The 10,543-nt window shown below is 64.9% G+C and carries 10 protein-coding genes; 1 reads left to right on the top strand and 9 read right to left on the bottom strand.

Translation table 11 applies throughout. The features are described 5' to 3' along the window. Together JOY90_RS18235 and JOY90_RS18230 are read right to left on the bottom strand one after the other, a co-directional pair. On the bottom strand, positions 1 to 437 hold a 437-nt coding region (locus JOY90_RS18235), incomplete at its 3' end, for a hypothetical protein (protein WP_291692509.1). 286 nt (positions 438 to 723) lie between these two features. Next, positions 724 to 1,779, bottom strand: a complete 1,056-nt coding sequence (locus tag JOY90_RS18230; protein ID WP_291692508.1) for a hypothetical protein — start codon at positions 1,777 to 1,779, stop codon at positions 724 to 726. Positions 1,780 to 2,092: 313 nt separating this feature from the next. Between JOY90_RS18230 and JOY90_RS18225 the strand changes: the two genes are divergently transcribed. Beyond that, entirely contained in the window at positions 2,093 to 3,067 is a 975-nt protein-coding gene (locus JOY90_RS18225; RefSeq protein WP_291692507.1) for a helix-turn-helix transcriptional regulator, read from the top strand. A gap of 751 nt (positions 3,068 to 3,818) precedes the next feature. Here JOY90_RS18225 and glnT read toward each other — a convergent pair. From glnT to JOY90_RS18190, 7 genes are all read right to left on the bottom strand, one after another. Further along, the gene (glnT, locus tag JOY90_RS18220; RefSeq protein WP_291692506.1) at positions 3,819 to 5,117 is read right to left on the bottom strand and encodes a type III glutamate--ammonia ligase; all 1,299 of its coding nucleotides are present in this window, start codon (positions 5,115 to 5,117) and stop codon (positions 3,819 to 3,821) included. 24 nt (positions 5,118 to 5,141) lie between these two features. Continuing rightward, on the bottom strand, positions 5,142 to 6,470 hold the full coding sequence (locus tag JOY90_RS18215; RefSeq protein ID WP_291692505.1) for an FMN-binding glutamate synthase family protein: 1,329 nt from the start codon (positions 6,468 to 6,470) through the stop codon (positions 5,142 to 5,144). Between the two features lie 9 nt (positions 6,471 to 6,479). Next, complete coding sequence (locus JOY90_RS18210; RefSeq protein ID WP_291692510.1) at positions 6,480 to 7,169, bottom strand: protein glxC; 690 nt, start codon at positions 7,167 to 7,169, stop codon at positions 6,480 to 6,482. Further along, positions 7,169 to 8,065: a glutamine amidotransferase gene (locus tag JOY90_RS18205; protein ID WP_291692504.1), complete on the bottom strand. Its 897-nt coding sequence runs from the start codon at positions 8,063 to 8,065 to the stop codon at positions 7,169 to 7,171. The genes JOY90_RS18210 and JOY90_RS18205 overlap by 1 nt, the downstream gene beginning before the upstream one ends. A 105-nt stretch (positions 8,066 to 8,170) precedes the next feature. Beyond that, positions 8,171 to 8,830 carry a helix-turn-helix domain-containing protein gene (locus tag JOY90_RS18200; protein WP_291692503.1) on the bottom strand — a complete coding sequence of 220 codons (660 nt, stop codon included), beginning with the start codon at positions 8,828 to 8,830 and terminating at the stop codon, positions 8,171 to 8,173. Positions 8,831 to 8,937: 107 nt separating this feature from the next. Further along, on the bottom strand, positions 8,938 to 9,540 hold the full coding sequence (locus JOY90_RS18195; protein WP_291692502.1) for a sarcosine oxidase subunit gamma: 603 nt from the start codon (positions 9,538 to 9,540) through the stop codon (positions 8,938 to 8,940). Further along, positions 9,533 to 10,543 (bottom strand): glycine cleavage T C-terminal barrel domain-containing protein (locus JOY90_RS18190; protein WP_291692501.1); only part of this gene is annotated, 1,011 nt, incomplete at its 5' end. The genes JOY90_RS18190 and JOY90_RS18195, both read right to left, overlap by 8 nt.

Below are 10,543 nucleotides of genomic sequence, written 5' to 3'. Positions count from 1 at the left end.
GAGCCGTCGTTCCAGATGTGGACGACCTCGCGGGCCACGTCGGGCGTATCGATGAGATCGAGGCTGTAGCGATAGGCGATATGCACACCGCACAGCCAGTTCTGCAGCGCGCCGACCATCGGTCGATAGTCGGTCGGCATCGTCAGCGGAATCACGCTCGACTGGGCGCGCTGGGTGTTGAATTCGGCGAGCGAAGAGCTCGAGAGCCAGACCGGCTGAATGTGGGGCACGGCGACGCGGTTGAAGAAGTCAGCCAGCTTTCTTCGCGTGTTCTCGTTGATGCGGGCGGTGCTTCCGTTGAGAATGCCGAGCAAGGTGCCCTGCGCCAGGCCTGTTTCCTGCGCGATGTGGGCCGCGATCTGGTTGTTGCCGGCAGGCAAGCGCAATGCCACGCCATGCTCGCCGATCAATTGGCGCAATATCGCCTGCGCGCTCATACGACGCTTCCCTGAACTCAACAATGAACAATTTTGGCACAAAAACACTGCAAAAACCATACAACATCGGAAATCTCCCGGAGGCGTGACGCAGGCGATTTGATGGAACGACCATCTGCCGCCGCAACGCCCAATGGCTTTTTTTGAGGCTCTTCGCCGCAATTGCGAGCCATCGGATGCGCGTGAGTGTTCGTTGGACGGGTTAGCGAAGCGTACCCGCCATTGCGTCAGCTCGTAGGATGGGCTTCGCTTTTCGCTCAACCCATCCTACAGTGCATCGCCAGCCTCACGCGACGATGCCGACGGTCAGCAGTTCGGCCCGCGGGGCGTCGGCACCAGTGAGAGAGAATAGCGGGCCGGACTCTCCCTTCGCCTGCAGCGTGCGCAGGGAATGGCGGGCATAGGTCTTGTAGAGCAGGCTGTAGCCGTCGCCGGCAACTTCCAGCCTGTGCACGCCGCGAATATTGCTGAAGGCCAGGAAGCTGCCTGCGGCGATCGCTGCCCGCACATGCTGTCGACCGATCTCGGATGAGAGTTCGGCCAGCGCAACCGGGCCGACCGTATCGCCCGGCTTGGCAGAGCGCACGGCGCTGCCCGGCCAGGCGATCTCGGTGTGGCCGAGCGACGACCGTGACAGCACGGCGCGGGGCGCCGACCAGGCCGTCGGATCCAGTGCGAAGCTGCGCGGGAAGCGGAAGCATGCAGACTCGTCGTGGAGCCAGCCCTTTGCGCGCGCGCTCAGGGTCTGCTCCACGGGCTTGATCGGCGCATAGGCGACGTGGCTCCCGGGCGTGTTCTCGACGCCGAGCAGGCCCACCCATTCGGCGCGCCGGTCGCGTGCGATCCAGGCGCCTTCGGTGTGCCAGTCGAGCTCCGTCCGCTCCTCGCCGTCGCACCGGTCGGAGTCGACTTCCATGACCAGCCGGCCGTCCTTCTGCGAACCTTGGTTGAAGGCCTTTCCGATCGAGCTGCCCAGCGTCAGTGACAGCAGGCAGGTGATCGACCGCTCCGTCGGCAGGTTCGTCACATAGATGCAGTCGACCTGGTCGGTGCGCGCCTTCTCGAGCAGGCGCTTGAGGCCAGGCGCGGCCTGCGCCAGCGACTTGTCCGCGGCGATCTGCGCCAGCAGGCTCTGGCGCCCGACGTCGGGCGGAAACTGCGCATCGGTGAACACTTGGTAATGACGGAGGGCATCGGCCAGCAAGCGGTTCTCGACGGACGAAAGCCGATAAGAGCTCAACCAGGGAAAACGGGTTTGGTCGCTGCTGTCGTCGCGAATGAGATGTCCGGTCATCTTCGCCTCCTCGTTTCGTCGGCCAGCCAGCACTCCCATGTCGGGCATGCTGGGCGCTCGTTTCTCGCGAGCTTCGGGCGCGAGCGGGGCCGTTCTGCGAGACGAACATTCTGCCTTGCCTGCCGGGTGTCACTCGGGAGGCTTGCCGGCTTACCGTCGCGTCGAAGTTAGTGCTGTATGGTGGCAGCAAAACCGGCCATGTTTCAAGAAAAGTTTCTTTTCATATTTTGCGTAGTTTCGAACTGAAAGAAACGCAACTTTCCTAGCAAAGATTTGTGGAAGACTGCTGACTTCAATGCAATGTTTCCTGACACGACGCCCAGATGGCGGTGTCATCTGGTAGTCTTCAAGATGGCTTACAATGCTGGGGACGGCAGTGGATCGTGACGAACTCAGGGAACGTCGGGCAACCTATCTGAAGGCGGTCCTTCATTCTGCCGGGCTCAAGTCCATGGCAACGCTGGCGAAGGCGCTCGGCGTCACGCAGTCGACCCTGACGAATATCCAGAGCATCAAGCGGTCGGCCAGCCCCGAACTTATCAGGAAGATCGAGCAGCTTGCGCCGCGGATCGAGGACGGGTCGATCCTCGGGGCGCAAGCGCTCTCCGCCGGAGAGCACGTCGAACTTGGACAATCACTCAACATCGAAGACCAGCTCAAGGAAGCCAATCGCGAACGGCTTCACGAGCTGCTGCCGGCCGAAGAGAGGACGAGCAAGAATATCAGGGAAGTGGCCAGGAGCTTCGATTCGATGGGCAGTGACGACGTCTTCATCTATATTTCTGCGCTCAGGCGGCCATTCGAGATGGATCCCAATGAGATGGAGTTGAAGCTGGCGATCCTGAACGCCATACGCCGGAAGTCCTTCTTCATCTATCTGCGTCCGACCAGGGAACATCTCAGGCGCCTTGATTACTTCGTCGACATCGAATCGGAATTCGAGAGCTTCAAGGCGACGCTCTTCTCGGATCTGTCAAAGGAGGAGAAAGCCACGTACGCCGGTCATCTGGTTCTCGTCCAGACGGACCATGTTCCGCTGTTCGTCCTGCCGGATTTCAAGTGGCACATTGTCTACAGCGATCGCATTGACGCGCCTCAGAATGCGTTCGCCGGCGCGTTGGTTGCCGCCGGTACCGACCTGAGCGGCAGCGGCGCGGACATTCGCATCCCGCTCACGGTCGCCTCGACCAAGCGCGTTCTCTTCGAGGTCGCGAGGGCGATCTGGCAGGCAAACTCGGGGCGCCGCGGGCACGGCAAGGTCCCCAGCAAGGTCGTCGCGCGGCTCGTGGAAAGCGCTGAGCTGGCGACCAGGCAGAAGATCAAGGGCGGGTCCTGACCGCTCCACTCGTCGAGGCGATTTCCGATGTTGCGCGATCATTCGTCATGCCGACGTCTCCCGAGGTATCGTTCGCTTTTTCAGAATTTGGCTTGACGCTACCCCCAAATCAGTGGCATACTCCGCTCCGTCTCGCCTCGGCAGGAGGGGCGCATCGCGATCGTCACGATACGCGGGGCGGGATGCGATGGACGATGTGATGCTGCGAGACGAGCAGCGTCATGCGGACGGCGAAGGCGTGTGGTCCTGATATCCCGACGCTGATATCAAGTCTCGTGGTTACGATCCGCGGGGCGATGGTGGCCAGCAAGCCCGGCGCACCAGGGAGAGCGCGCTATAAGCCGTAAACCATCGCGCAGGGAAGGCCGGATCATCCGGTTGAGCCTGTGGTGACTGCCGCCTGCGTTTCTTGTTGCAGGCGGGCCGCGGGTATCAGCCGATGCCCGGTCTTCCCTGCGCCCTCTTCTGTTTTCGAGGGTGGTGTTGCAGCAGAGCTCGGACGAATCCCGTCGCGAGAATGCACCGTCTTGCCCTGATCGCTGTTTGACATCTGAATCTGAAAGCGTGACGCCGTAGGGTGGGCTGAGGCGCGAACGCGACGATGCTACGCATCGCGCGGAACGACGTGCCCACCGTCTATCGACATCATTTCTGCTCATGGTGGGCACGCTCTTGTCCTTGCGTGGCTTGCTTCGGTGCAAGAGGCCGCTTTGCCCACCCTACGGGACGTCGCCTGTGGTTAGGTCCCCGTTCAGCAGTCCAGCGTGGTCTCGCGCTCCCATTGCGTCAGGTGGCGCGAGAACTCGTTCCATTCCTCATGCTTCAGTTTGAGATAGGCCGGCACATAGGCGCCGAGGCTCTCGGTCAGCAGCTTCGAGGATTCCAGCGCCCGCAGCGCGTCGAGCAGGTTAAGCGGCAGCTTCTTGACGTCGCCGGCGAGGTGGCCGTCGGTGTACATGTTGATGTCGAGCCGCCTGCCGGGATCGCGATTGCTCTGGATGCCGTCGAGGCCCGCGGCCAGGATCGCGGCCTGCATCGCGTAGGGGTTGGCGGCGCCGTCGGCAAGCCTGAGCTCGAAGCGCCCGGCCTCGGGAATGCGGATCATGTGGGTGCGGTTGTTGCCGGAATAGGTGACGGTGTTCGGCGACCAGGTCGCTCCCGACAGCGTGCGCGGCGCGTTGATGCGCTTGTAGGAATTGACCGTCGAGTTGAGGATGGCAGTAAGCGCATCGGCGGAATGGATGATGCCGCCGATGAAAGCGTAGCCGAGCGCGGAGATGCCGAGCTCGCCGTTCTCGTCCTCGAACAGATTGCGGTCGCCCTTCCACAGCGAGACATGGACGTGGCAGCCATTGCCGGTCAGGCTGGAGAACGGCTTTGGCATGAAGGTCGCCCGCAACCCGTGCTTCTCGGCGATCGACTTCACCATGTACTTGAAGAAGGCGTGGCGGTCGGCGGTGACGAGCGCGTCGTTGTAGTCCCAGTTCATCTCGAACTGGCCGTTGGCGTCCTCGTGGTCGTTCTGGTACGGGTTCCAGCCGAGCGCGAGCATGCCATCGCAGATTTCGCTGATCACCTCGTAGCGCCGCATCAGCGCCGACTGGTCGTAGCAGGGTTTTGTCTGGCGGTCGGCAGGATCACCGACCTGCTCGCCGTCCGACGAAATCAGGAAGAACTCGCACTCGACGCCGCTCTTGAGCTGGAAGCCGCGCTCGGCGGCGCCCGCGATCACGCGCTTCAGCATGTTGCGCGGCGCCTGGGCGACCGGCTCGCCGTTCATCCAGGGGTCAGCGGCGAGCCAGCCGACCTCCGGCTTCCACGGCAATTGGATCAGGCTGTCGGGATCGGGTATCGCAAGAATGTCGGGATCGGCCGGCGTCATGTCGAGCCAGGTGGCAAAACCGGCAAAGCCCGCGCCGTTCTTGGCCATGGTGCCGATCGCCGCCGCCGGCACCAGCTTGGCGCGCTGCGTACCCATCAGGTCGGTGTAGGAGATGAGGAAATATCTGATGTTTTTTTCCTTGGCGATCTCGGCGAGGTTACGCGACATGGAGCCTCTCACAAGCGACAGATGTCAGGTTCGGGACTGGCCGGGAATCCAGTCGGTGCCGACCAGCGGCACGCGGGCGATGGCGGCGGCTTCGACGGTGAGCGCGACGAGGTCTTCGGGCTCGAGATTGTGCAGATGGCTCTTGCCGCAGGCGCGCGCGATGGTCTGCGCCTCCAGCGCCAGCACCGAGAGGAAATTGGCGAGGCGGCGGCCGCCGATGATCGGATCGAGCCGCTTCTCCAATTCCGGATCCTGGGTGGTGATCCCTGCGGGATCGCGCCCGTCCTGCCAGTCGTCATAGGCGCCGGCGGTGGTGCCGAGCGCGTTGTATTCGGCCTCCAGCGCCGGGTCGTTGTCGCCGAGCGCGATCAGCGCGGCGGTGCCGATCGCGACCGCGTCGGCGCCGAGCGCCAGCGCCTTGGCGACGTCGGCGCCGTTGCGGATTCCGCCGGAGATGACGAGCTGCACCTTACGATGCATGCCGAGCTCCTGCAGCGCCTCGACCGCCTGACGGATCGCCGCCAGCGTCGGGATGCCGACATTCTCGATGAAGACTTCCTGGGTCGCCGCGGTGCCGCCCTGCATCCCGTCGATGACGACGACGTCGGCGCCCGATTTCACCGCGAGCGCCGTATCGTAATAGGGACGGCTGGCGCCGACCTTCACGTAGATCGGCTTCTCCCAGTCGGTGATCTCGCGCAGCTCCTCGATCTTGATCTCGAGATCGTCGGGGCCGGTCCAGTCGGGATGGCGCGAGGCGGAGCGCTGGTCGATGCCTTCGGGCAGCGTGCGCATCCCGGCCACGCGCGCGGAAATCTTCTGGCCGAGCAGCATGCCGCCGCCGCCGGGCTTGGCGCCCTGGCCGACGACGACCTCGATCGCGTCGGCGCGGCGCAGGTCGTCGGGGTTCATGCCGTAGCGGGAGGGCAGGACCTGGTAGACCAGGATCGAGGAGTGGGTGCGCTCCTCGTCGGTCATGCCGCCGTCGCCGGTGGTGGTCGAGGTGCCGACCGCGCTGGCGCCGCGGCCGAGCGCCTCCTTGGCCGGACCCGACAGCGCGCCGAAGCTCATGCCGGCGATGGTGACGGGGATCTTCAGATGAATCGGCTTCCTGGCGAAGCGCGAGCCGAGCACGACGTCGGTGCCGCACTTCTCGCGGTAGCCCTCGAGCGGATAGCGCGAGATCGAGGCGCCGAGAAACAGCAGGTCGTCGAAATGCGGCAGCCTGCGCTTCGCGCCTCCGCCGCGGATGTCATAGATGCCGGTGGCGGCGGCGCGCTGGATCTCGGAGATGGTGTAGCGGTCGAACGTCGCCGAGAAGCGCGGTTCTGTCCGTGGTTTGGAGGAAGCCATCGCCCGCCGTCAGTAGGAGGAAACGTTGTCGATATGGAAATGGTAGAGGCGGCGCGCCGATCCGTACATGCGGAACGCGCCGGGGTCGACGCCGTCGCGGAAGCCGGCGCGGCCGAGCAGGTCGGCAAGGCGCGTCCTGTCCTGCTCCGTCATCGGCCGCTCGATGCAGTCGGCACCGAGGCTCTTGACGTTCCCGCGCACGAAAATCGTCGCCTCATAGATGGAATCGCCGAGCGCATCGCCGGCATCGCCGAACACGACGAGATTGCCGGCCTGCGCCATGAAGGCGCTCATCGCGCCGATCGATCCCTTGACGACGATGTCGATGCCCTTCATCGAGATGCCGCAGCGCGCCGCCGCGTTGCCGTCGACGATCAGGAGCCCGCCATGGCCGGTGGCGCCGGCGGACTGGCTGACGTCGCCCATGACGTGGACGGTACCCGACATCATGTTCTCGGCCACGCCGGTGCCGGCATTGCCATGGATGCGGACCGAGGCCTGCTTGTTCATGCCGGCGCAGTAGTAGCCGACATGCCCCTTGATCTCGATGCCAATCGGGGCGTCGACGCCGGCAACGATCGCGTGTTTTCCGTTGGGATTGGCGATCTCCCAGAGCGTCTCATTGGTCTCCGCCGCCAGCCGGTGCAGTGCCGCATTGAGCTCGCGGACGGATTGCCAAGCCAGATCGACCACCGGCATCACCGGCGTTCCCATGCGTAGACCGTCGCAGGCTCCGGCTCGAACACCCTTGCCTTGTCGATGTCCGGCAGCACCGACAGCGCGCGATATTCCGAGCCGAAGGCGACATAGTCGCGGGACTCCGCCATGACGGCCGGCTTGCAGGCGATCGGATCGCGCAGCACGGCAAACCCGTCGCGCGTTCCGACCACGAAGGTGAAGAAGCCGTCGAGCGCGTCGAGGCTCGACGTCAGTGCCTGCTTCAGTGAGTCGCCCTCGCGCATCCGCCAGGTGAGATATCCGGCTGCGACCTCGGAATCGTTCTGGGTCTCGAACGCGAAGCCCTCGCGCTGCAGGTTGCGCCGCAGCGCGTTGTGGTTGGAGAGCGAGCCGTTATGGACCAGGCATTGATCCTCGCCGGTCGAGAACGGATGGGCGCCGTCGGTCGTCACCGCCGACTCCGTCGCCATGCGCGTGTGGCCGATGCCGTGGGTGCCCCGCATCGCCGGCACCGCGAATTTGTCGGCAACGCGTTCTGGCAGCCCGACCTCCTTGTAGATCTCCATGTGCGAGCCGACGCTCACGACGTGCAGCCGGGGATGATGGGTCCGCAGCCAGGCGAGCGCCCGCGCCTGGCCGGCGCGCGGCACGGTCACCACCAGATGGCTGGCCCGGCGCGTCAGCTCGACCGGCGCTTCGAGAGCCGCACGCAGGCCCTCCCTGAGATCATGGTCGATCGCCGCCTCGGGCGCGCGCAGGGTCAGCTTGATGCCATCGTCGGCGCCCGCGCCGTAAACGGCGATGCCGGCGCTGTCCGGGCCGCGCGCAGACATGGTCGCGAGCATGTTCGACAGGTGCCGGCCGAGCTCCGGCTGCATTGCTTCGTTCTTCAGAAACAATCCTACGATTCCGCACATGGGCTCCGCTCCCGACCGGCAAGCAATGTAGCAGCTTCGGTCGCTTCGTCAATTTATGAGGAATATATTTTTCCTGATAAGAAAATAGGCAATGGGTGGAAGAGATTAGGCCCGGCGTGGATAGACGATGATCGACAGATACGTCATCGGCCGTTTGACCAGCACTTCCGGGCCGTGCAGCGCGCCGGAATCGAACAGGATGGAATCGCCGGGCCGCAACCGGTAGCTCTTGTTGCCGTGGCGATAGATCACCTCGCCGGTCAGCATGTAGATGAACTCGGTTCCGGCGTGCTGGAAGCCGGTATAGGTCTCGGCTTCCTCCTTGAGCGTGATGAGGTAGGGCTCGACCACGACGTCGTCGCCGTTGACGTGCCCGAGGAGTTGATAGACGTGCCCGACCTTGGTGCCGCGGCGTTCGATCACGACGCCCTGCTTGGCGCGGACGAAAGAGCAGTCGCGGCGTTCCTCGGACGCCGCAAACAAGAGGCTGAGCGGAACGGTGAGCGCGTTCGCGATCGATTGCAGCGTGGAGAGCGACGGCGAGATCTGGCCGTTCTCGATCTTCGACAGCATCCCGGCCGAGATGTTGGCGGCGCCGGCGAGGTCGAGCACGGAGAGATCCTGCTCGCGCCGGGTATCCCTGATCTTCGCGCCGAGCGCACGCTCCAGGCTGCGATTGGGTTCGACGGGCGCGTTCGAGCCGGTTCGGTATTCGGATGTTTCGGCGACCGTCTCCTTCGCGTGCGCGGCGGCCTTTCGCTTCATCTGCCTCGTTCCCCTGCTGTGTCCGCGAGTCGTAACACGGCGGCGGGGCGAAACGACAGGTCTTTCCCGGCGGCGGCCGGCAAAGGACGCGATGGCCGTCGGGCGCATCAGGTCGCCTGCCACGAGCAGCCGAATTCGGCGGCACTGTCGGAGAACCAGGTCCAGAAGCTCTGCGCCAGGCTGCGAAACACCGCGATCTCGAAGCGGGCACTGCCGTCCGCATCGTCGTCACAGCGCCAGATGGTGGCGCCGATGTGGGCGACGATCGTGGTGGCGGCATCGCCCACCCTGAAGGCGCGGGGATGCAGATCGACGGCAAAGCCCTTGGCGAGGGTCTGGCGGATCGCGCGGCCGCCGACGCGGAAGACCGCATAGCCGCCGCTCTGGTCGGCGATCGAGGCGAGCGGGCTCGTGACCTGCCGGAGCGAGGCGCTGAACAGGTGGCGGTCACGCTCGTGCAGCGCGAGCCAATGCTCCGGACTGATCCCGACGAAGGCGACCTCGCCGGCGCGAACCAGGGTGAAGCTGCTCGGCAGTTCGATCAGGAAATGCTGACGGATGCGTTCACGCAAGGCAGCCTCCTGGCTCCTGCGCGCCTGCATGGTGGCGATGCCGAGGCCGTGGCGCTCGCCAATCGTGACGCCGCCGCCGGACTGCGGCTGGCCGGCGTCGCACAGTGCCGGCGACGGAGAGAACGCGGTGTCAGCCATGAAGACGCTTTCCTTCGGGATCGAAGAAGACGGGCGAGACCAGCTCGACCTCGGTGTCGCCGTCACGAACGGGATCATGCGCGCGCACGCGCTCGCCGATCCGCATTCGCCCCCGCTTGATCAGGCCAAGCCCGATCCAATGGCCGAGCATCGGCGAGAACGCGACCGAGGTGACGTAGCCCTCGTCGTTCTCCATCGTGGGCTCGGCGCCGATGGCAAGGAAGTGTGCTCCGGCGCGGAGCCGCGCCGCCGGATCGACCGGCCTGATGCCGACCAGCGCCGGCCGCTCGGGATCGACGAGCCCCGGCCGCTGCGCCAGCACGCAGCCGACGAAATCCTTTTTCCGCGACATCATGCGTGCGAGCCCGAGATCGGCGGCCGTGGTCATGCCGTTGAGCTCGTTGCCGGCGACGTGGCCCTTCTCGATCCGCATCACGCCGAGCGCCTCAGTGCCGTAGGGGACAATCCCATAATCGGCGCCGGCTTCCATGATCGCCCGGATCGCGGCGTCTCCGGCATTCGCCGGCACCGCCAGCTCGTAGGCAAGCTCGCCAGAGAACGAAATCCGGAACAACCGGGCCGGAACGCCGCGCCACGCAAATTCGGCGCAACCGAGATAGGGCAGGGCGGCGTCGGAGACGTCGAGCGCATCGCCGAGCAGGCGCGCGAGCAGAAGGCGCGATTGCGGTCCGGCAATGGAATATTGCGCCCACTGCTCGGTGACGGAGACGAGCTGCACGTCGAGCTCGGGCCACAGCACCTGGCGCGCGTGCTCCAGGTGCTGCATCACCTTGCCGGCGTTCGCAGTCGTGGTCGACATCACGAAATGATCCGGCGCGAGGCGGGCCGAGGTGCCGTCGTCCATGACCAGGCCGTCCTCGCGCAGCATCAGGCCGTAACGCACCTTGCCGACCGGCAGAGTGGAGAAGGTGTTGACATAGACGCGATCGAGGAAGGCGCCGGCGTCGGCGCCCTGGACGTCGATCTTGCCGAGGGTCGAGAC

Source organism: Bradyrhizobium sp. (assembly GCF_019242285.1).
Lineage (GTDB): Bacteria > Pseudomonadota > Alphaproteobacteria > Rhizobiales > Xanthobacteraceae > Bradyrhizobium.
This window is presented reverse-complemented; position numbering and strand designations above follow the sequence as displayed.